Source organism: Micromonospora sp. M51 (assembly GCF_018070305.1).
GTDB classification, from domain to species: Bacteria; Actinomycetota; Actinomycetes; order Mycobacteriales; family Micromonosporaceae; genus Micromonospora; species Micromonospora parva.
This window is the reverse complement of record NZ_JAGPXZ010000021.1, coordinates 1-19,779: the sequence shown is the minus strand read 5'-3', so window position 1 is coordinate 19,779 and position 19,779 is coordinate 1. Positions and strand designations below refer to the sequence as shown.

The 19,779-nt window shown below is 67.9% G+C and carries 23 protein-coding genes and 1 pseudogene; 4 read left to right on the top strand and 20 right to left on the bottom strand.

The features are described 5' to 3' along the window. The 6 genes from KBX53_RS02650 to KBX53_RS02625 form a co-directional block, all read right to left on the bottom strand. Positions 1-246 (bottom strand): aldehyde dehydrogenase family protein (locus tag KBX53_RS02650; protein WP_210857680.1); only part of this gene is annotated, 246 nt, incomplete at its 3' end. A 195-nt stretch (positions 247-441) separates the two neighbouring features. Further along, on the bottom strand, positions 442-1,518 hold the full coding sequence (locus tag KBX53_RS02645; protein WP_210857679.1) for an ABC transporter ATP-binding protein: 1,077 nt from the start codon (positions 1,516-1,518) through the stop codon (positions 442-444). Continuing rightward, entirely contained in the window at positions 1,518-2,585 is a 1,068-nt protein-coding gene (locus tag KBX53_RS02640) for an ABC transporter ATP-binding protein (RefSeq protein WP_030328404.1), read from the bottom strand. The genes KBX53_RS02645 and KBX53_RS02640 overlap by 1 nt, the downstream gene beginning before the upstream one ends. Beyond that, a complete protein-coding gene (locus tag KBX53_RS02635) occupies positions 2,585-3,496 on the bottom strand; it encodes a carbohydrate ABC transporter permease (RefSeq protein ID WP_030328402.1) in 912 nt (303 codons plus the stop codon). Before KBX53_RS02635 ends, KBX53_RS02640 begins: the two co-directional genes overlap by 1 nt. Beyond that, positions 3,496-4,395, bottom strand: a complete 900-nt coding sequence (locus tag KBX53_RS02630) for a carbohydrate ABC transporter permease (RefSeq protein WP_036410793.1) — start codon at positions 4,393-4,395, stop codon at positions 3,496-3,498. Before KBX53_RS02630 ends, KBX53_RS02635 begins: the two co-directional genes overlap by 1 nt. Positions 4,396-4,442: 47 nt before the next feature. Then, entirely contained in the window at positions 4,443-5,801 is a 1,359-nt protein-coding gene (locus KBX53_RS02625) for an extracellular solute-binding protein (protein ID WP_245233510.1), read from the bottom strand. Between the two features lie 356 nt (positions 5,802-6,157). Between KBX53_RS02625 and KBX53_RS02620 the strand changes: the two genes are divergently transcribed. The 3 genes from KBX53_RS02620 to KBX53_RS02610 all read left to right on the top strand — a co-directional run bounded on the left by KBX53_RS02620 (position 6,158) and on the right by KBX53_RS02610 (position 8,471). Continuing rightward, complete coding sequence (locus KBX53_RS02620; protein WP_030328395.1) at positions 6,158-6,901, top strand: GntR family transcriptional regulator; 744 nt, start codon at positions 6,158-6,160, stop codon at positions 6,899-6,901. Positions 6,902-6,997: 96 nt separating this feature from the next. After that, entirely contained in the window at positions 6,998-7,567 is a 570-nt protein-coding gene (locus tag KBX53_RS02615) for a DJ-1/PfpI family protein (protein ID WP_210857678.1), read from the top strand. A gap of 19 nt (positions 7,568-7,586) precedes the next feature. Next, positions 7,587-8,471 carry an alpha/beta hydrolase gene (locus KBX53_RS02610; protein WP_309140699.1) on the top strand — a complete coding sequence of 295 codons (885 nt, stop codon included), beginning with the start codon at positions 7,587-7,589 and terminating at the stop codon, positions 8,469-8,471. Here KBX53_RS02610 and KBX53_RS02605 read toward each other — a convergent pair. The 9 genes and pseudogenes from KBX53_RS02605 to msrB all read right to left on the bottom strand — a co-directional run bounded on the left by KBX53_RS02605 (position 8,386) and on the right by msrB (position 14,953). Next, entirely contained in the window at positions 8,386-9,180 is a 795-nt protein-coding gene (locus KBX53_RS02605; RefSeq protein ID WP_210857677.1) for a hypothetical protein, read from the bottom strand. The genes KBX53_RS02610 and KBX53_RS02605 overlap by 86 nt on opposite strands. A gap of 88 nt (positions 9,181-9,268) precedes the next feature. Beyond that, complete coding sequence (locus KBX53_RS02600) at positions 9,269-10,561, bottom strand: serpin family protein (protein ID WP_210857676.1); 1,293 nt, start codon at positions 10,559-10,561, stop codon at positions 9,269-9,271. Positions 10,562-10,695: 134 nt separating this feature from the next. Then, positions 10,696-11,127, bottom strand: a complete 432-nt coding sequence (locus KBX53_RS02595) for an NUDIX domain-containing protein (RefSeq protein WP_210857675.1) — start codon at positions 11,125-11,127, stop codon at positions 10,696-10,698. A gap of 78 nt (positions 11,128-11,205) precedes the next feature. After that, positions 11,206-11,634: a carboxymuconolactone decarboxylase family protein gene (locus tag KBX53_RS02590; RefSeq protein ID WP_210857674.1), complete on the bottom strand. Its 429-nt coding sequence runs from the start codon at positions 11,632-11,634 to the stop codon at positions 11,206-11,208. A gap of 20 nt (positions 11,635-11,654) precedes the next feature. Continuing rightward, positions 11,655-11,939, bottom strand: a pseudogene (locus KBX53_RS02585) (DsbA family protein); the annotation flags it as partial. Between the two features lie 177 nt (positions 11,940-12,116). After that, positions 12,117-12,470 (bottom strand): OsmC family protein, encoded by a 354-nt coding sequence (locus tag KBX53_RS02580; protein ID WP_051708153.1) that lies wholly within the window; start codon positions 12,468-12,470, stop codon positions 12,117-12,119. Positions 12,471-13,016: 546 nt separating this feature from the next. Then, positions 13,017-13,673, bottom strand: coding sequence for a TetR/AcrR family transcriptional regulator (locus KBX53_RS02575; protein ID WP_210857673.1), 657 nt, complete (start codon positions 13,671-13,673; stop codon positions 13,017-13,019). A 285-nt stretch (positions 13,674-13,958) separates the two neighbouring features. Continuing rightward, complete coding sequence (msrA, locus tag KBX53_RS02570; protein WP_030328375.1) at positions 13,959-14,465, bottom strand: peptide-methionine (S)-S-oxide reductase MsrA; 507 nt, start codon at positions 14,463-14,465, stop codon at positions 13,959-13,961. Then, on the bottom strand, positions 14,462-14,953 hold the full coding sequence (gene msrB / locus KBX53_RS02565; RefSeq protein WP_210857672.1) for a peptide-methionine (R)-S-oxide reductase MsrB: 492 nt from the start codon (positions 14,951-14,953) through the stop codon (positions 14,462-14,464). Before msrB ends, msrA begins: the two co-directional genes overlap by 4 nt. Positions 14,954-15,397: 444 nt before the next feature. Here msrB and KBX53_RS02560 point away from each other — a divergent pair, with 444 nt between their 5' ends. After that, a complete protein-coding gene (locus tag KBX53_RS02560; protein WP_210857683.1) occupies positions 15,398-16,315 on the top strand; it encodes an NADP-dependent oxidoreductase in 918 nt (305 codons plus the stop codon). Between the two features lie 49 nt (positions 16,316-16,364). Here KBX53_RS02560 and KBX53_RS02555 read toward each other — a convergent pair whose 3' ends face one another. The 5 genes from KBX53_RS02555 to KBX53_RS02535 form a co-directional block, all read right to left on the bottom strand. Beyond that, positions 16,365-16,772 carry a GNAT family N-acetyltransferase gene (locus KBX53_RS02555; RefSeq protein WP_210857671.1) on the bottom strand — a complete coding sequence of 136 codons (408 nt, stop codon included), beginning with the start codon at positions 16,770-16,772 and terminating at the stop codon, positions 16,365-16,367. 46 nt (positions 16,773-16,818) lie between these two features. Continuing rightward, complete coding sequence (locus tag KBX53_RS02550) at positions 16,819-17,112, bottom strand: DUF6510 family protein (protein ID WP_051708151.1); 294 nt, start codon at positions 17,110-17,112, stop codon at positions 16,819-16,821. Positions 17,113-17,114: 2 nt separating this feature from the next. Beyond that, positions 17,115-17,855, bottom strand: a complete 741-nt coding sequence (locus KBX53_RS02545) for a ferredoxin reductase (protein WP_309140698.1) — start codon at positions 17,853-17,855, stop codon at positions 17,115-17,117. Then, positions 17,825-18,421: a sulfite oxidase-like oxidoreductase gene (locus KBX53_RS02540; RefSeq protein WP_210857681.1), complete on the bottom strand. Its 597-nt coding sequence runs from the start codon at positions 18,419-18,421 to the stop codon at positions 17,825-17,827. The genes KBX53_RS02545 and KBX53_RS02540 overlap by 31 nt, the downstream gene beginning before the upstream one ends. 287 nt (positions 18,422-18,708) lie before the next feature. After that, the coding region (locus KBX53_RS02535) for a hypothetical protein (RefSeq protein ID WP_210857670.1) at positions 18,709-19,779 on the bottom strand (1,071 nt) is incomplete at its 5' end.

Below are 19,779 nucleotides of genomic sequence, written 5' to 3'. Positions count from 1 at the left end.
GTACGTCGCTGTCAACAACTCTGACCGTTTCCGCGGTGGGGTCGCCGCCCACTCCGCCATCGCCGCGCTCGCCGCATCCAGCGCGGCGAGTCCGTCACCGACGTCGGCGTCCGCCACCTCGGCGATGGTCTTGCCGGTTGCGGGGTCCTCGACGGCGAACGTGGCTCCGCTTGCGGCGTCGCGCCAGGCGTCGCCGATCCGGAGCCGCCGGTGCTCCGGGGCCAGGACGTTCATCGGATCACTCATTCCGTCGCCTCCTGTGATCTTCCTGGTGATGTCCGTCGTGGCTCAGCGACCGCGGCTGTGCGCACGGACCGACGCCACCGGTCGTCTTCTCGGGCCGCGCCCGGCCGGGCGTCGTCAGGCCGTACGCACTGCTGACGGTCCGCCGGCGCCCGGCTGCCACTCGTTGGCGCGTGGTGCCGTCGCCGCCGGCCGCGGTTACCGCCCCGCCTCGGACAACGACAGCCCGGAGCCCGCGTCGAACAGGTGCGCACGGTCCAGGTCGACGGTGACCGACAGTCGCTCGCCCGGCGTACCGCTGACGGTGGGTCGTGCCTTGACCTTGACGATCTCCGTCCCCACCCGGACGTCGACCACCGTTCGGTCACCGAGCGGCTCAAGCCCGTAGAGCTCGCCCGACAACGACGCGTCCCCACGCTGCTCGACGGAGAGGTCCTCCGCGCGCAGGCCCAACAGCAGCGCCTGACCGTCCTCAGCCGTGGCCCAGCGGGGTCGCGGCAGCGTCCAGCCGTCCGCGCCGACCAGACGATCTCCCTCGGCGCGGCAGGTGAGCAGGCTGATCGGCGGGCTCCCGACGAATCCGGCGACCCACTGGTTGGCGGGACGCTCGTACACCTCGGTCGGCGGTCCGACCTGTTGCACCTTGCCCTCCTTGAGGACCGCGACCTGGTCGGCCATGGACAGCGCCTCGACCTGGTCGTTGGTCACGTAGACGAAGGTGGCGCCGAGGCTGCGGTGGATGCGGGTGAGCTCGGTGCGCATCTCGACCCGGAGCTTGAGGTCGAGGTTCGTCAGCGGCTCGTCCATCAGGAACGCGCGCGGGCTACGGACCAGTGCCCGGGCCAGTGCGACACGCTGCATCTCACCGCCGGACAGTTGGGCGGGACGACGCTGCAGGAGGCGTTCGATGTGCAGCAGGCTCGACATCTTCTGCACGGCGGCGGCGATCTCGCTCGACGAGCAGCGGCGTGCCCGCAACGGCGAGGCGATGTTCTCGTACACCGTGTGTCGCGGGTAGAGGGCGTAGCTCTGGAAGACCATGGCCAGGTCGCGTGCGGCCGGGGCGTCGCCGGTCGCGTCCCTGCCGTCCAGATGTACCGTGCCCGCGTCGAGCTTCTCCAGGCCGGCGATCGCTCGCAGGGTCGTCGTCTTGCCTGCCCCGGAGGGCCCGAGTACGACGAAGAACGAGCCGTCCGGCACGTCCAGCGTCACCCCGTCCAGCGCCTGGACCTTGCCGAAGGACTTGCGCAGCCCTTGTGCTGCAACGGTTCCCATCAGGCCACCAGCTCTTCCGTGCTCACGTCGTAGACCGCCGGGGTTCCGCCGGTGTGCCGCAGCCCGACCTTCGCGTCAGCGGCGAAACGAACAGTTGGTGGCATCCGGACCCGGACGTCACGTTGGCCGCCGTGGTCGACCACGTAGATGATTTCGTCGCCCAGCCACTCCACCGAGACCACCCGGGCCGGGATCGAGCCTTCCGCCCCCGGTGCGGTGACCTCCAGCGCCTCCGGCCGGACGCCGGCGACCAGGCGACGATCGCGTGGCAGGCCCGACGGTGGCGTCAGGACCAACCCGCCCTGAGCGTGCAGCCGCCCGTCGGCGATCTCCACCTCGATCAGGTTCATCGGCGGGGAGCCGATGAACGCGGCGCAGAAGAGACTCGCCGGACGGTCGTAGACCTCCAGCGGGGTGCCGATCTGCTCGACGCGGCCCTTGTTGAGGATGGCGATCCGGTGACCGAGCGACATCGCCTCGACCTGGTCGTGGGTGACGTAGACCATCGTCGCCCCCAGCTCTCCCTGCAGGTGCTTGATCTCCGTGCGCATGTCCGCCCGCAGCTCCGCGTCCAGGTTGGTGAGCGGTTCGTCCATCAGGAACGCGCGCGGTCGGCGTACCAGGGCGCGAGCCAGCGCCACACGCTGCTGCTCCCCGCCGGACAGCTGGCGCGGTCGTCGGTTCAGGAGCGGACCGAGCCGCATCAGCCGGGCGGCCTCCTCGACCCGCGCGTTCACCTCCTGCTTGGGCAGGCCCTCGGCCCGCAGTGGGAACGCCAGGTTGTCGCGGGTTCGCAGATGCGGGTAGAGAGCGTAGAACTGGAACACCATGGCGATGTCGCGCTCGGCCGGCCGCAGGTCGTTGACCAGCGTGTCGCCGATGCGGATGTCGCCCGCCGTCTGCCTCTCCAGGCCGGCGATGGCGCGCAGCGTGGTCGTCTTGCCGCAACCCGAAGGGCCGAGCATCACGAACAGCTCGCCGTGGCCGATGGACAGGTCGACGTGCTCGACCGCTACCGTTCCGTCGGGGTAGCGCTTGTGCAGCGCGGTCACCTCGATGCCCGCCATCAGCGTCGCACCGCCCCGAGCGTCACACCGGCGATGAGGTGCTTGCGCACCAGGTACGCGAAGACGAGCACCGGTAGGGCGAACACCACGGAGGCGGCGGCCACGAGACCCCAGTCCGTGGTGGTACCGCCGATCAGGCCGGCGATGGCCGGGGGAGCCGTCCGCACGCTGTCGCTGGAGGTGAGGAAGGTGGCGAACACGAACTCGTTCCACGAGAAGATGAGGGCGAAGACCGCCGTCGCGGCGATGCCGGGCACGAGCAGCGGCAGGGTGTACCGCCAGAACGCCTGCAGGCGCGTGTACCCGTCGAGCATGGCGGCGTCCTCGTACTCGGCGGGCACCTCGTCGACGAACCCCTTCATCATCCAGATCGTGAACGGGACGTTGAACGCGGTGTAGATGAGGATCAGGCCGAGCTTGTTGTCGTAGAGGCCGATCTGCCGGTACATCAGGAAGATCGGGATCACGACCACCACGGGCGGCATGAAGCGGGTGGACAAGATGAAGAACAGTTGGTCCTTCTTGGCCTTCACCGCGAAGCGTGAGTAGGCCCAGGCCGCCGGGACCCCCAGCACGGTGGCCAGCACCGTGGAAGCTCCGGCGACCACCACCGAGTTGAGGAAGTTGACGGACACCGGCGTGCGGCCGTCGCCCTGAGCGACGAACACATCCTTGTAATGCTGCAGAGTGACGGCGAAGTCGAAGAACTTGGCCGGGATGGCGTAGACGTCCCGGTTCTCCTTGATCGACGTCTCGAGCATCCACAGCACCGGAAAGAGCATCACCACGGCCAGGACGGTCAGCAGCGCGATCTCCACCACGGAGCGGCCCCGACCGCCGAGGCGGCGCGCGGGGGGCCCGTGGTCCGGGGCTGGACCGGTGGACACGGCCTCGTCAACGGAGACGGCCATCAGTCCTCCTTGAGCTTGTTCAGGTAGCGCAGGTAGAACTGCGTGAGGACGATGACGACGAGGACCATGAGGATCCCGTACGCCGAGGCGGTTCCGGAGTTGAAGCCCAGGAACGCGACTTTGTAGATGTGGAACGACAACGTCTCGGTGGAGACACCCGGACCTCCGCTGGTCAGGATGTAGACGAGGTCGAACAGCCGGAACGCCTCGATCGCCCGGAACATCACGGCGATGAGGAGCAGCGGCCACACCAGCGGAAGAGTGATCGTGCGAAACCGGAACCACTCGGAGGCCCGGTCGATCGAGGCGGCCTCGTAGAGGTACTTGGGCACCGCGGTGAGGCCCGCGAGCGCGATGAGCATGATGAACGGCGTCCACTGCCAGGTGTCGACGACGATCAGGGAGACCAGTGCCGTCCGCTGCCGGGTGAGCCACTCCACCTGCCCCAGGCCGACCGAGCCGAGCATGCTGTTGACCACGCCGAACTGCGCGTCGAGCATGAACCGCCAGAACAGCCCGACCACGACCGGCGACAGCATCATCGGAACCAGGAACAGGGTGGTCAGCGCTCCCCGCCCGCGCGTGCGCCGGGAGATCAGGTAGGCGATGCCGAAGCCGAGCACCGTCTGCAGGCCGACCGCGCCGACCACGTAGATCAGCGTGGTCAGGGCCCTCGTGTGGACCTGCGCCGACGTCAGGATGGCGGTGTAGTTGCCGAACCCGATGAAGTTGGCGGGCCCGCCGCGGGTGGCCGAGTAGTCGGTGAAGGACAGGTACAACGCCCACAGCAGCGGGAACACCGACATGCCGAGCAACAGCAGCATCGCGGGGGAGATGAACGTGACGGCGAGCCAGCGGTCGCTCAGCCGCCGGGACCGCCCCGGTGCAGGTGGCGTCACAGACACCACCTGCCCGGGGTGGTCGGTGGTCAGCGGTGCGGGGTCTTTCACAGTCCGCCGCCGCCCTTGCGGTTGCTGGAGTCGAGCACGTTCTGCTGCTCCTTGGCGATGTCGTCGAGCGCGTCCTTCGGCTTCTTCGCGCCGTTGAGCGCCGCGTTCACGTTGGTGTTCTCGATGTCGACGAGGCGCGCGTACTCGGGCACGTTCCACATGTCCCGCATCCGCGGCACCGAGTCGGCGTACACCTTGTTGAACGGCCCGGCGTTGAGGAACTCCGGCGACGCCAGGGCGTCCGTACGCGCTGGCACGCCACCGGCCGCGGCCCACTTCTTCTGGACGTCAGCCTGCTCGAACCACTTCATGAAGTTGAGGGCTTCCGCCTGGTTCGCCTTCGAGGAGTAGGCCGAGATGTGCATCCCCATACCGCCGAGCGGGACCAGGTTCGTCTTCTGGCTCGGCAGGGTGGCGAAGCCCAGCTTGTCGAGAATCTGCTCCCGGCTGGTGCCGAGCGTCGACTGCTTCGGGTCGAGCAGGCCGCCGCTCGCGGCGATCCAGTTGAACGCGATGCAGGCCTTGCCCTGAGCGACAGCCGCGTTCACCTCGTCGATGAACCAGTTGCCGGAGCCCTTCGCGGTCAGCGGCTTCATCTTGTTGACCAGGACGTCCATCGCCTCCTGGCCGGCGGCGTCGTTGAGGACACCGTCGATCTTGCGCGTCTTGGGGTCCCAGAGGTTGCCGCCGTAGACGCCGTTGACGGTGTTGTAGGTGACGGCCGCGGCGTCGGAGCCGTTGGCCTGGTGGAAGGCCAGCCCGCTGACACCGGGGTTGTCCGCCTGGCACTTCTCGGCGGCTGAGATCATCTCGTCCCAGGTCTGCGGTGGCTTGTCGCCGATCAGGTCCTTGCGGTAGATCATCGTCCAGGTGTCGCCGAGCAGCGGCAGCCCGTACAGGCTGGCGTTCTCGTCGCGTTTGCCGGTCTCCGCCTGGGGGAACTGACCGTACGCCGCCAGGAGGTAGGGGTTGTAGGCGTTGACGTCGATGTTCTCTTTGACGAAGTCGGTGAGGTCGAGGATGTTGCCGTTCGTCACGGCCTCGCCGATGTGTTGCGAGTCCAGGATCGCGATGTCGAAGTCGGTCTTGCGCGCGGCGAACTGGGTGAACATCGCGTCGTGCCAGTTGGCGTTCGGCACGGTGTTGACCTTGATGGTGGCGTTCGGCCGCTCTTTCTTGTACTCCGCGTTCGCGAAGGCTTCCAGTGCCTGGGCGGGGGGCCAGTCGAACCAGATGAAGCTGAGGGTCAGCGGGTCCTTGGTGAGCTCCGGGATGGCCGCCGGCGCCTTCGGGGCGCTCGCCTTCGCGCCGTCGTCCTTGCTGTCGCCGCCGCACGCCGCCACGGTCGTGGCCATCAGCAGCATGGCTGCCGTCGCCAGCTGCACCTTCCGGGCGGGAACGGACAATCGTCCTGTTCGCTTCTGATATCGCATCTTCGGGCCTGCTTTCTGGGGTGGGGACTTCTAAGGCCTCGCTATGTGCTTCGCCGTGCAGTTGCGGGGTTGCTCAGGCGTGTCGCCGCCGGGCTGTCGCGGGGTGCCGACCCGCGGGCTGGCGTCACAGGTGCGATGGCGGGCGGTTCCGCGATGGCGCAGAATGAAGATCATCCAGCGCTTTTCCTATACGATCCGGTGTGGGGCGTCAGCATGTCGCAGCGTTGTGACTGATGTCAACAGGTTCCCGAAGGCGCAAGAAAGGACCTCACGTCACGATGGACGACGAAGCGATGATCGCGCGGGGCCGTAGGGCCGTCGCGGGCGGAACGCCGCCGGGAAGATCCGGCGGCCGGCTTGCCGACGAGGTGTACGACACGCTGCTCGGACAGCTGATGTCGCTACGGATCGAGGCCGGCTCCCGCGTCACGATCGACGTCCTGGCGCGAGAGCTGGGGGTGTCGCAGACGCCGATCCGGGACGCGCTGAACCGCATGGAGGCCGAGGGCCTGGTCGTGCGGGTGCCCCATGCCGGCTACCGCATCCCTCCGCACATCACCCGCCAGCGATTCGAGGACATGCTCGAGGTCCGCCTGCTCCTCGAACCGGCGGCGGCGCGCAGATCCGCCGAACGCGCGACCTCGGAGCAGGTGGCCGGTCTGCGACGAATGCTGGAGGAGATGGCGGAGCTGGAAGGGGGCAACGGACCCACGGCGTACGGCGCCTTCGGGCTACGCGACGCCGCCTTCCACGATCTCGTCGCCCTGAGCGCGGAGAACCAGGTCATCCGTGAAGCGCTCGCTCGCCTGCACAGCCACGTGCACCTCTTCCGGCTCCACCACGACACCCAGGTCACGCACCTGGCGATGGCCGAGCACGAGGACGTGGTAACCGCGATCGCCGCGCGTGACCCGGACGCCGCCGCGTACGCGATGCGTCGGCACATCCTGCGCTCCGGCGAGCGTTTCCGGCGACTGTTCGACGGCGTCAGGGACGCGGACGGGATGGCGGCAGACGCTTGACGGGCGGGCCGGGCCGGGGAATGCTAGCGCAATCGGATCGGATTGGATTCGATCGGATCCACCACCTCACCCGCCCCCAGACGCGAGGAGAAGCAGGTGCCCAGAGCGCTGCTGCTGACCGGCGACGCCGCCGAGGAACTCGACACCATGTATCCCTACTACCGCGTGCAGGAGGGCGGCTGGGACGTGGACGTCTCGTCACGGACGATGCGTGACGTGCAACTGGTCATCCACGAGTTCGACCCCAACTCCGACGCCTACGTGGAGAAGAACGGTCGGAAGCTGCCGGTCGACGTGCCCTGGGCCGACGTCGACGTCGAGCGCTACGACGCCCTCATCATCCCCGGCGGCCGCGCCCCCGAATGGATCCGGGTCGACGCCGACGTCAGGCGCATCACCGAGCACTTCTTCGCCCGCAACCTCCCCATCGCGCTGGTGTGCCACGGCGCTCAGGTGCCAGCGGTGTACGGGCTGCTCAAGGGCCGCAAGACGGCCTGTTTTCCGCCCATCACCGGTGACATGGAGAACGCCGGCGCGACCGTCATCGACGCTCCCGACGTCGTGGACGGCAACCTCGTCTCCTGCCGAGGCTGGCCCGACATGCCGCAGTTCGGCCGGGCGATGATGGAGGTCTTCTCGAAGTCCGTCAACCCCGCATCCGCATGAGCACAGCTGGCCTGTGCCGGTGACGGCACTTCGGACCGTCACGGTCGACGGCTCCCCGGTCCACGTCCTGGAAAGCGGCACCGGACCCGCGGTGCTGATGCTGCACGGCTCCGGACCCGGCACGACCGGGTCCGGCGCCTGGGCAGCGACGGCGCAGGCGCTCGGCACGTCCTGGCACGTCGTGGCTCCTGACCAGGCGGGGTTCGGCCGTACGCCCGTCCCGGCGGGCTCCACGGGCGGGCTTCGGCTGTGGACGGAGCAGGCCGCGGGCCTGATGGACGCTCTCGGTATCGAGCACTACGCCGTGGTGGGTCACTCCATGGGCGGTGCCGTGGCGCTGGCGTTGGCGGCCGCACGCCCCCGACAGGTCACCCGGGTCGTGGCGGTCGCGACGATGGGCGCCCCCGGCGCGCCCCTGTCCGCCGGGCTCGACGCGATCTGGGCCGCCCCCGCCGGCCCGCTCGGGGCACGAGACATGCTGAGTCGCCTCGTGCTCGACCAGGCGCTCGTGACCGAATCGGCCGTCGACGCCCGGGCGGCCGCGATGCGAGCGGGGGAGGCGGCCTTCGCGTCGTTGTTCCCTCCACCCCGGGCACGATGGGTCGACGACCTCACCCTCTCGGCGCGAACGCTGGCAGCGATCAGCGCGCCCGTGCTGCTCGTGCACGGCGCCGAGGACCGCATCACTCCGCTCGAAACGGCAACCCAGCCCCTGCTCGAACACCTGACCGACGTCCGTCTGCACGTGTTCGGCCGATGCGGGCACGTGCCGGCGATCGAACACCCGCAGGAGTTCAGGCAACTGCTGTCGTGCTTCCTCAGTCAGCGCTCTCGGCAGGGTGCTGACGAGGGAGCGCACCTATACGGCCAAGGAGATGAGCGACCGTCTGTCCCAAGTCCGTAAGCCGGTAGTTCGTCGGCAACCGTGGTTCAGGCTTGCCCATCGTCTGTTGCGCGTCCCGCAACTCATCTCTTTCCTCGCCGGACAGGTGTTGTTGACTACGTGGGACCGCTTCGATGAAGGTCAACTTTGCCAACTTCTGGACGAGGATCGGCGCAACATGGGCGATGCCTCTGTCTCGCTTGGCGATATCTTCTACGCGGAACTGCTCAGGTGCCTTGTTTATCACTGACAAGCATCGCGCGTCGACCCCTTCAAAATCCTCCAAGAGTGCAATCAGCATGCGCATCTCGTCAGCTCTGGACTTGTCTTTTGCGCCCACGACAAAGGCCCGAGCGAGCACCCTGATCTTCCACTCGTCGGCTGTGGTGGTTGAGGCCCCGACGGCCTCGCCCAGCAACTGCCGGGTCTTACGATCGGATTGCTCTCCCGCAGCGAGGTCATCGACAGTTGATCCGCTCTCCGACTCAACGGCCTCGCTAAAGCGCTGTGCACCTTCCGCAGCCCAGAGGCGGTAAACCAACGACACCGACTCCTCCACGACGGAGCCCGCAAGTGCGCTGGCGGGAACGGCTGCGACGCCGAGTTCTGGTCTGTTGAGCACCGCCGCTGCCACCGTCAGGAGAGCTGCAACCGCAGGTGCCACTGTGTTTCCGGCGGCACGTTGGACGATAGCGACTGCTCGATCTTGTGCTTCTCCCATGCCGTCCATTCTGCTCTGCCTGCGCCAGCCGATTCGCCCTGCGCTCACGTTGTGGAAGGCCGCCTTTGGGCAGGGAGACGCCAATTCCGCCTTTCGCTCAGGCTGGGCCGGTGACCAAGGGGTCGTGGACCCGGCCGAGGAACAGCGGTACGCCGGTGAGGCGGTCGTGGATGACGTACAGGAATGGTCGGTCCACAAAGAACTGCGGCCCTTGCGGAATCGACGGCGGCCGGACGACGACGGCCGTCGCGGCCGCGGCTTCGGTGCCCTTCTCGTCCACCGCGATGAACGTCTCGTGCACCACGTCGTCGATGCACAGGGACGGGTCAGCGCTCATGCCGGTGAAGTCGGCCTGTGCGGTGAATGCCGTGGGCATGCCGAGGCTGCCCAGCGCGGCTCCCAGCTCGGCCGGCAGACGGAACCTCCATCGGGGCAGGCGTAGTTGGACGTCGGTGACCTGGAACCCGGTCAGCAACGCGCCCAGCCAGGTGGCGTCGAGGTTCGCCTCGACCGCGGCGAGGTCGCCCCTGGTCGGCATGACGATGGCCATGGCAAGCCCGTCGCCCGCGTACGGCACGTCGACCGCGCGCCAACCGTCGCCCTCGAGGTAGCCCATCCGGTCGAACGGCCCGCGCATGATCGAGACGTCGACGACGCTGCCGTCATCCCGTGTGAACGGCCCCAGCGCCGTGGCGGTGGGGGTGAACGGGTACTTCCACGCCGCCATGAGGTAGATCGCGTTGGTGAGGATCAGGCGGGTGTCGGGGCTGACGCCGTCTGGCTGCAACAGCTCCGGAATCTTCGCGTTGGTCCGATCGGACACCCAGGTGTTGATCTCCTGGCGGGCCCCCTCCGGGTTGCCGCCGAAGTCGACCGGATGCGGCGCGGCGCCGTAGTAGCCGGCCAGAGTGTCCCGGAACCCGGGCCGCAGGCACAGGTCGCGTCGTGTCCACAACGCGTTGGCAGTGGTCAGCCGAGGCTGCTTGGTTCCGTCCCCGTTCTGGTAGCGCTCGGCGAGCGTCTGATCGACGGTGTTGAGCCCGCTGTCGAGCGCGCTGGGACGCGGGTGCGGCGCGTGGAGCACGGCGTCCATCTCGTCGGCTGTCGTCGAGCGGGCGCCCGCCCGGGTCATCGCGAGCGCGAGCCCGACCGAGTACGGTGCGCACACCACATTTCCGCCTGCCTCAGTCGAGGCCAGTGTGCGGTAGAGGTCGGCCGTGAAGCCACGAACCGCGGTGGCGGCGGCCTGCATCGTGGCCGGGTCCGGTGGTACGCGGGCCGCATCCGTCGAGGTCGACGACGAGCCGAGCCAACGGGAGTGACCTGGGGCGGCGGTGAGGGCGGCGGCGGCAAGCGGCACCGCCCGCAGAACAGATCGACGCGAGACCATGTGTCGACGGTAGAGCAGTCCTACGGAAACCCACCAGACACAGAGCGGAATTAATCGAAGTTCGGCAATGTCTATCGTGAGTGCGCCGGTTGTGGTGCCCGGGGGCGTGGTGGTGAATCGGAGCCCGCCGGACGCTAACCGTCTTCGTCGTGGCGGGGCAGCAGGCCGAACTCCGGCAGCGATCGAAGCAATGCCGGCAGGGCGTCGAACACGAGCGGAAGCTCGGCCATCTGGCTGAGCGTGGCCCAGGCGATGTCGTCATGCTCCTCGGGTGCCCGGTTGGTGGGGGAGCCGACCCAGTCAGCGATGTGCCAGACGCCCACGTTGACGGCGTCCTCGCCGCTGCCGGCACGCAGGTCGCCCAACCGTGACGAGGACCGCGCCACGATGTGCACCCCGAGCTCCTCGTGCATCTCACGCGCGAGGGCCTGGAGCTCCGACTCGCCGGCGTCGACGTGCCCTCCGGGCAGGTCCCACAGATCCGGGTACGCCCGGCGGGCCGGGCTGCGGTGGACCAGCAGGACCGCGCCGTTGGTGACGAGCGCGCCGCAGACGACGACATGCATGACGGGATTAGAGCACGGGGATGGGACAAGCCCGTCCCGGCTCGACACCGTGGGCGGCTGGCCGCAGATGACGTCGCCTCACCCGGGAGTCGCCGTGGTGGGCACGGCACCCTCGGCGAGCTTGAGTCGCGTCCAGACGTTCATGTTGATGACAACGCCCACGATCTCCAGGATCTCGTCCTCGGTGAAGTGCGCAGCCATCCTGTCGTGCGCCTCCTGGAGCCGGGTGTTGACGGTGGCGTCGGCGGCCCGGGTCAACGCCTCGGCGTAGGCCAGCGCGGCCTGCTCCTCTTCGGTGAACAGGTGCGTCTCCCACCACGCGGTGAGGGTTTCGACCTTGGCGGACGGGATGTCGGCGGTACGGGCGGCGGCGTGGTGCACCAGCAGGCAGTAGCTGCAATTGTTGAGCTGCGCGACGCGTAACCGCAGAAGCTGGGCCAGGGCCCGGTCCACCCGCAGGGTGGCGGTATGGCCGAACGCTGCGGCCCCGGCATTCGCCAGCGCCATGAGGTGTTCGTTTGTGGCGTTCAGCCGTACGTTTTGAAAACCGGTATCCACGCGGTGACCTCCTCCACGTCCCAACGACAACACCAGTGCAGGGGATGTCCATAGCGGTACGAACCGCCTGCTCCGGGTCGTACCTCTGCTTCTGGGGTTTGCGGAGCGGCCTCGGTCAAGGCCGTCATGTCGTAGGCGCCGTAGTGGCGGCGGCCGTTGATGAAGAACGTCGGGGTGCCGGACACGCCGCTGCTGTCGGCGGAGTCGATGTCACTGTCGATCCGCCCGGCGTGGGCCTGGCTGGTCAGATTCGCAGGAACGCCCGCAGCGATGACCTCAGGTGCCGCTTCCGGAGGTTCGGCTGGTGCTGGTCTCGGTCACCCGTCACCTTTCGATGTGCTGACCGAGCCAGCACGGATAGCTGGAGCACTCCCCGGCGACATCCACGAGAGAGGGCTCGCCCGCGGCCGTAGCCGTCGCCGGCAGTGTGCTCAGCGCGGTCCGACGAACTCGGTCCGCACGCTCCACGCGAACTGGATCAGCAGGGTCACCGGGGACCTCTCGGCGATCTCGTGCATCACCGCCAGGTCGTCGGGGTCAGGGTCCTCGCTGAGCGTGATGGTGCGCTGCAGGTAGCGCTCCGCGCCTTCCTGCTCGGGTTCGTGGTAGTTGATCTCGACGGTGATATCGCCGGCGGTGTCGTACTTGTAGTCGACGTACTGCCGCAGCGTCTGGGCGGTGCACGAGGCGAGCGCCATCAACAGGTACTCGGTCGGGGTGGGGCCGTCACCGATCGCGCCGTTGTGCGGTTCGTCGGCGACGAGGGTGAAGCCGCGGGTGGTCATGTCCGTGCGTCGGCGCTCCGTGGCCGGAAGGACAACTCGGGCCGATGCGACGACATGATCATGGGTGGTTTCCATCAGCCGCGCCTTCCTCTACATCCAGTGGTGAAGGTCCAGGGATACCGAGCTGGCAGCAGCCGCGCCGCAGTCTGAGCGGGGCCGTGGCCAGGCAGGTCAGCCCGGGGTCGGTACGTCCGGAGGTTAGCCTTCGCGGACTAGATAGTCCAATCGGCTAGTCAGCTCAGAGCCGCCTTCGGCGGGTGAATCTCGACAGCTGGCAGCCCAAGCTGGGCAAATTGGTGGCACGCGACATCATTTCCCGGACTGGCCTGATCGATGCCAAGGCTTTAATTGGACCTACGGGTCCCTTTGGTGTGGCGGCTGCAACTGGATGCCCGCCGGGCGGGAGTCAGCGTCGTCGACGGCGGAATCAACACTGCCGGCGGTGGTTGCGCAAGCTGCGGCGCCTCGCTCTCACGATGACGCCCTCATCGACCTCCGGCTGCTCGCACCCACCGCGAGCAGCCTCATCACCACCAATAGGGCCAATTAACGGGTCGGTTCACCGGACGGCTGCACGAGGAACGATTTGATGTGGTCCAGCGCCATGTCCAGTGCGACTTCCATCGGGGCGACGTCGTGCGCGGCGTTCGCCAGCAGGTAGCCGCCTTGTAGTGCGCCCATCAACCCCGTGGCCAATTTCTCCGGGTCGGCGTCCGGGCGCAGGAGACCACTGTCCCGCATCCGGTGCAGACCATCACTGATCAACTTTTCCCATGCCGCGAACGTCTCCGACAGCGACGATCGAGCCTGCTCATCTTGATCGGACAGCTCAAGGGCCATCGACCCGAGGCCGCACCCGTATTTACCGTTGTTGAGTGAGTTGGCCTGGACCAGCGCGTTGCGCCACCGGACCAGCCCGGAGAACGATCTCAGTCGTTCGAGCCCCGCGCGCTCGCGCTGAAGCACGAGCGCGCCTCGATACTTGACCAAGGCGCGCACGAGTTCCTGCTTGTCGGCGAAGTGGTGGTAGAGCTGGGACTTGCTCGTCTGGCTTGCCTCGCGGATGTCGTCGAGGGTCGTCGCGTTCACTCCGCGCACGAGCATCAGCCGGTTCGCTGCGTCGAGGATCCGTTCGCGGGTCGCGATGCCCCGTTGACTGATCCTCCGCCTATTCGTCGGCGCAGCCACCTGCTCGTCGCTCATCTGTCAAGTGTATCCAGCGCGCCAGATAATCTCGTGCGAATGGGACCGTTGAGTCCATCTCGTGTCACGTCCCATTACCCGATGCGTCGCCCCAATGACCGTGTTTCCGCACCGCCAGACATCTTTAGAGGCAGCTTTTATGGACCATCTGGTCCTATCGGAAATGGGGTTTCCGGTGTTGTGCCGCGACGTCTCGGGTGCCGCACTCCGGCGAGAGCCGAGGTGAGAGACCTGGATGGGTGCGGACCGGCGGGGGGTCGCCGGGTCGGCGCCCCGCCGGGGGTGTCAGGCAGTCGCCCGCTTCGGCAGCTTCCATCCCGGGCGAGGGAAGTGGCAGGTGTATCCGTTGGGGTACGTCTGCAGGTAGTTCTGGTGCTCCGGCTCGGCCTCCCAGAAGTCTCCTGCCGCGGTGACCTCGGTGACGACCTTGCCGGGCCACAGGCCCGAGGCGTCGACATCGGCGATCGTGTCCTCGGCGACCCGCTTCTGCTCGTCGCTGGTGTAGAAGATCGCCGAGCGGTAACTGAGGCCGATGTCGTTACCCTGGCGGTTCTTCGTCGACGGGTCGTGGATCTGGAAGAAGAACTCGAGCAGCGCCCGGAAGTCGGTCTTGTCGGTGTCGTAGACGACCTCGATGGACTCCGCGTGGGTGCCGTGGTTGCGGTAGGTGGCGTTCGGGACGTCGCCGCCGCTGTACCCGACGCGCGTCGACACGACGCCGGGCTGGCGGCGGAACAACTCCTCCATGCCCCAGAAGCAGCCGCCGGCGAGGATTGCCTTCTCGGTGTTCACATCGTCTCCTTGGCTGATGTCGTGCCCGTGTTGGTGTCACTCGTGAACAGGGTGCGGTATTCGCCGTACCCCGCGTTTTCCAGGTCGTCGCGGTGGATGAACCGCAGCGACGCCGAGTTGATGCAGTAACGCAGTCCGCCCTCCTCGGGGGGACCGTCATTGAAGACGTGGCCGAGGTGGCTGTTTCCGTGCAACGAGCGGGCCTCGGTCCGGATCATTCCGTGGCTCGAGTCTTGGCGCTCCACGACGTTCGTCCTGGCGATCGGCCTGGTGAAGCTCGGCCAGCCGGAGTTGCTGTCGTACTTGTCGACGGACGCGAACAGTGGCTCGCCGGACACGACGTCGACGTAGATGCCGGGCTCATGGTTGTCCCAGTAGGCGTTGGCGAACGGTCGCTCGGTGCCGTCCTGCTGGGTTACCCGGTACTGCTCCGGGTTGAGCCGCGAAACGGCCTCCGGGTTCCTGTGGTACTGGGTCTGCTGGTGCACAGCTCTCCCTTCGTGGCCTCAGCTGCGGAGCCAGGCGGAGCGCACCTGGACTCGCAGGTACAGACAATCTCCGGGCCGGCCGTATTCCCGCAGCCGTCGTCACACCTGGACGCCAAAGTCCAAACAGAAGTCCATCCTCGCCCGAAGAGGTCTCGTTATAACGGTCCTGAACTGCAATTACTGCGGCTGCGGCGATGACTGGACGGTCGCATACTGGACTTGACAGACCACTTTTGCCATGACTAGGTTCGGGACGGCCGACGAGCTGGCCGACTCGCCCGTCGGCATCGAGGTCGACAGGCGTTCCCGCCGACACCCCACCGCACTCCGGTCGCTACCGGTCGGCGTGGTGTGGCACGGCGCCGAGGCGTGGCGCCGCCGGTGTTGGGAACGAACAGTGCTTCTCGTGGCAGTGCGGCGAGGGCGGAATCCAGGAGGTATCTGATGAAGGCGATCGTGGTGACCGACGAGGCCGCCGGAACGGCCGGAATGACGTTGGTGGACCGGCCTGCGCCGGAACCTGCCATCAACGACGTCGTTGTCCAGGTTCACGCGTCGGGATTTGTGCCGACCGAGCTGACGTGGCCCTCGACCTGGACCGATCGCCTCGGTCGGGACCGGACGCCGTCGGTACCCGGGCACGAACTGGCCGGAGTGGTCAGCGCACTCGGGTACGGCACGACGGGGCTGTCAGTGGGGCAGCGGGTCTTCGGCCTCACTGACTGGAGCCGAGACGGCACCCTGGCGGAGTGCGTGGCGGTCGAGGCGCGCAACCTCGCACCGCTGCCCGGCGACGTCGACTTCACGGTGGGCGCGAGCCTGCCGATCTCTGGCCTGACCGCTTGGCAGGGACTCTTCGAGCACGGCCGCCTCCGGGCGGGGCAGAGCGTCCTCGTGCACGGCGCGGCCGGCGCTGTCGGTTCGATGGTGACGCAGCTCGCCCATGAGTTCGGCGCCTACGTCATCGGTACCGGGCGCGCCGCCGACCGGCAGCGGGCGCTCGACTTCGGCGCGCAGGAGTTCGTCGACCTCGAGAACGACGTCCTGGAAGACGTCGGTGGAATCGATCTGGTTTTCGACGTCATCGGCGGTGACATCGGAAAGCGGTCGGCAGGCCTGATTCGCGCCGGCGGAAGCATGGTGTCCGTCGTCGGGCCGCCCGAGGTGCGACCCGCGGACGCCCTGACGATCGACTTCGTCGTGACGTCTGATCGCGCCCAACTGGGTGAAATCGTCCAGCGGGTACGGGACGGGCGACTGCTGACGAACATCGCCAAGGTCGCGGACCTCGACGACGCCGTCGCCGCCCTCAACCCGACCGAACGGGCCACCGGCAAGACGATCATCCGCGTTCGCTCGTAAGGACTCGGGGGACAGCGGTCGGGGCGCGTTCAGGCGTGCCGACGGGTGCTCAGTGCCCTCGCTGGCCGGGGTGTGACCGGAATGTCGGGTCCAGCACGTCGGCGTACTCGGGATGAGCATCAACGAACGCTGCCGCGAACGGACACGTCACGGCAGCGGTCTTTCCCTGCCCGCGCAGCTCGTCGAGGACGCCGCCGAGAAGCCTGCTCGCCACTCCCTTCCCCCGGAACTCGGGGAACACGGATGTCGCCGACAGGATGACGCGGTCCCCGGCCGTGCTGTAGACGAGCCCTGCCGCTGTCCGGCCCCCTACCGTGGCCTCGTAGATGCCGTCCGCGCTGTTGTTGGTGATGACGAAGTCCTCCGCGTCAGCCGGGCCGGCGGGCGGCAGGGTCGAGTCGCCCGAGTCCTGCTCGGCGCTGGTCAACGCGATCATGTCTTCGGCGTTGTTCGCCACACTGTCTCCTGAATCCCGCTTCGTCGCGATTGTTCGAATCTCGTGCTCAGACCCGCGGCAGCGGGAGGCTGACCACGAGCGATCCACGCAGGTCTACCAGGGCCCGCGCGGTAGTGCGTACCAGGCGCATGACGACGTCCCCGCAGCCGGGGCAGCGGGCCACCAGGCCGGGCGCCCGGTCGAAGACGCGCATCGCGGCCAGCGGACGGGTCATCCGGCAGCCGGCGCAGGTGAGGTCGGCAACGGTGAGGTCGGCCCCCATGATCTCGCCGAGCGGGCCGGCGAGGGCGTTACCGTCCACCCAGTGTGGGTCGTCTGCTCCGACGGTGGTGGTCGACATGATCATCCTTTGGTGGGTCCGAAGCGTTCGGTGCGGATGGTCGCCGGGTTGTGGCCGATGGTGACGAGAAGGTCGGCCACGGTCTCGACGAATCCGGTGGGCCCGCAGACGAACGCGACGGCGTCGGCGTCGTGGGGCCACGCGACGCGGGCCAGGGTGTCCGCGTCCAGTCGTCGAGGTGGGGCCGGCCAGCCGGCGGGCGCCACCCGGGTGTAGACGTGGGTGACGGCGACAAGACCGCCTCCTGCGGCTTCTGCACTCGCGAGATCAGCCGTGAACAGCGCGTCCGACGGGGACCGGGTCGAGTAGAGCAGCCTGGTCGGAGCCGTCGCCGCCCGCACCATCGACATCAGCGGCGCCACGCCGGATCCGCCGCCGATCAACAACGCCGGGCGCGGATCGGTGGGTCGGCGCACGAACCAGCCGCCGAGCGGCCCACGGATCTCAAGCTGGTCACCCGGTTCCGCGACATCGACGAGGTACGGCGAGACCTCACCGTCGGCCACCGTCTGAACTGTCACCTCAAACCGGTCGGCCAGCGGGGCGGATGAGATCGAGTAGCTGCGCTGCGCCGTGTAACCGTCGGGAGCCGTCAACCGGACGTCGACGTGCTGGCCCGGCACGTGACCCACCCAGCCGTCGACGTCGAGGACCACCGTCCGCGCCGTCGCGGTCTCCGCCCTGGTGCCCGCGACGGTCGCCGGCCGCCAGGTCAGTCCGCCAGGTAGCGTTGCTCGCGCCACGGGTCACCGTAGTTGTGGTAGCCGGCCGTCTCCCAGAACCCAGGCTCATCGTCGTGACGTAGTTCCAGGGCGCGCAGCCACTTCGCGCTCTTCCAGAAGTACAGGTGCGGAACGAGGAGGCGGGCCGGACCGCCGTGCACCGCAGCCAGCGGCTCGCCGTCGAACTCGTACGCCACCCAGGCCTGGCCGTCGAGAAGGTCCTCAAGCGGAATGTTCGTGGTGTAGCCGCCGTAGGAGTGGGCGACGACGTACTCGGCCGAGGATTCGACATCGGCCAGCAACGTGTCCACCGAGACGCCCCGCCAGCGAGTGCCGAGCTTCGACCAGTGCGTGACGCAGTGGATGTCGACGGTTGTCTCGTCGGCAGGAAGGGCGGTGAACTCCGCCCATGACCACGTGCTCCGCTCGCCAATCTCGGTGATGACGGCGAGCTCCCACGTGTCGAGCCCGATGCGGGGCGTGGGCCCCGCCGACAGCACCGGAAAGTCGTCAGTGCGGTACTGGCCGGGCGGAAGATCGGTGTCGTCGCGTCGGCGGCCACCGAAACCGCGTGAAATCACTGCCATGCGCCCCTCCCAGAGCAGCGGCCGCATGATCGCGACATCAGTAATTGGACCATCTCGTCCATGGTAAGCCGATGTGCTGGCTGGCGGCAAACGTTGCTCACCGTCGGCGAGTGCGCCCAGCAGCGATTGCCGTCCGACACGGCGGCGCCAGGTGGTCCGACGGGCCTCGCCGCACTGGCGACTTGATGGACCAGATCGTCCATGTGCTCGCGGCCGGTCGGCAGAAGAAGTCAAGCGGCGGCGGGGGTGCGCGGAATGCTCGCACCAGGGACGACAACGCCCGCCGATCAGGATTCCTCTCTGCTGCCCAACTGGCGCTGCGCCCGCTCGGCGATCTCGCCGGAGGCCCTGCCCATCATCGACCTGGCCCGGCCGAAGGCCGCCACACCGAACCGGCTGGCGACGCCCACACCCTCCGCCCCGGTCTCCAGAACCTTCTCTCCCACCCCGGTTCCGGTGTCGAGGACCTTGTCGCGTACCTCGGTCCCCGTTTCGAGGACCTTGTCACGCACTTCCACGGCGGCGTCCAGCCACCGCCTGGCATCCCACGACCGTCGGTCGCGTTCGAGGCCGAGCCGCCCGTGAAAGTCGACGACGGTGGTCGCCACGTGGTTGGTCGAGTGCACCACGGCACGGGATGTGCTCGGGTTCAGCAGCACCTTCGCGTTGGCGGTGCCGGCGGCAGCGTCCATCCGGGACAACAGGCGCGAGGTGCTGCGCGAGATGAGGTCGAGGCGGTTGCGGCGGGCGGCCCGGATGGCGACGCGATGCTCCTCCAGCTCTCCCGGGGACGTGTCCAGCACCCGGTCGAGTTCGAGCACGGCGACCGCGTCCTGGAGTTGGAAGCAGCGGGCCAAAACGGCGAGCCACTCCTGAACCTTGCTCTCGGCCTCCTTGGCCGCCTTGGCCAGGTCGCCAACCTTGGTCTGGGTCTCCAGCTTCTCGGCGATGGCGTCGAGCTGCCGCAACGCGTACACCTGGGTCCGGGCCAGCGGCACCGGCGTGGCCTGCACCTTCGACCAGGTGACCTCGGAGACCCGGCCCACCTGCTCGCGGATGGTCAGGGCTTCGTCGATGACGAACTCCACCCCGATCATGTCCGCCACCACGGCGTCGGTCTGCGCGCGCAGCACGGCGTCGACCTTCGCGTCGATCACGGCGAGATAGTCGGTGATCTCCTCCATGGTCTGTTGCATCGCGAGCTGCGCCATGAGTCCGGCGGCGCCGGTCAGGATCGCCGGGTTGGTCAGCATCGCGCTGGGGGTCCGAACCACTTCGAGCAGACCGGTGATCTTGCCGTGGTCGGTCAGTACGGCCCGGCTGACACCGCTCTCCGAGCCCGTCATGAGGTTGTACTT

Coding starts and splice junctions, on each gene's coding strand:
- KBX53_RS02560 (WP_210857683.1), top strand. CDS start 15,398: ATGAAGGCGATCGTGGTGACCGACGAGGCCGCCGGAACGGCCGGAATG.
- KBX53_RS02590 (WP_210857674.1), bottom strand. CDS start 11,634: ATGGCGCTGGCGAATGCCGGGGCCGCAGCGTTCGGCCATACCGCCACC.
- KBX53_RS02620 (WP_030328395.1), top strand. CDS start 6,158: ATGGACGACGAAGCGATGATCGCGCGGGGCCGTAGGGCCGTCGCGGGC.
- KBX53_RS02640 (WP_030328404.1), bottom strand. CDS start 2,585: ATGGCGGGCATCGAGGTGACCGCGCTGCACAAGCGCTACCCCGACGGA.
- KBX53_RS02595 (WP_210857675.1), bottom strand. CDS start 11,127: ATGCATGTCGTCGTCTGCGGCGCGCTCGTCACCAACGGCGCGGTCCTG.
- KBX53_RS02645 (WP_210857679.1), bottom strand. CDS start 1,518: ATGGGAACCGTTGCAGCACAAGGGCTGCGCAAGTCCTTCGGCAAGGTC.
- KBX53_RS02575 (WP_210857673.1), bottom strand. CDS start 13,673: ATGAGCGACGAGCAGGTGGCTGCGCCGACGAATAGGCGGAGGATCAGT.
- KBX53_RS02625 (WP_245233510.1), bottom strand. CDS start 5,801: ATGGCCACGACCGTGGCGGCGTGCGGCGGCGACAGCAAGGACGACGGC.
- KBX53_RS02600 (WP_210857676.1), bottom strand. CDS start 10,561: ATGGTCTCGCGTCGATCTGTTCTGCGGGCGGTGCCGCTTGCCGCCGCC.
- KBX53_RS02635 (WP_030328402.1), bottom strand. CDS start 3,496: ATGGCCGTCTCCGTTGACGAGGCCGTGTCCACCGGTCCAGCCCCGGAC.
- KBX53_RS02605 (WP_210857677.1), bottom strand. CDS start 9,180: ATGGACGGCATGGGAGAAGCACAAGATCGAGCAGTCGCTATCGTCCAA.
- KBX53_RS02580 (WP_051708153.1), bottom strand. CDS start 12,470: ATGACCACCCGCGGCTTCACCCTCGTCGCCGACGAACCGCACAACGGC.
- KBX53_RS02550 (WP_051708151.1), bottom strand. CDS start 17,112: ATGTCGACCACCACCGTCGGAGCAGACGACCCACACTGGGTGGACGGT.
- KBX53_RS02540 (WP_210857681.1), bottom strand. CDS start 18,421: ATGGCAGTGATTTCACGCGGTTTCGGTGGCCGCCGACGCGACGACACC.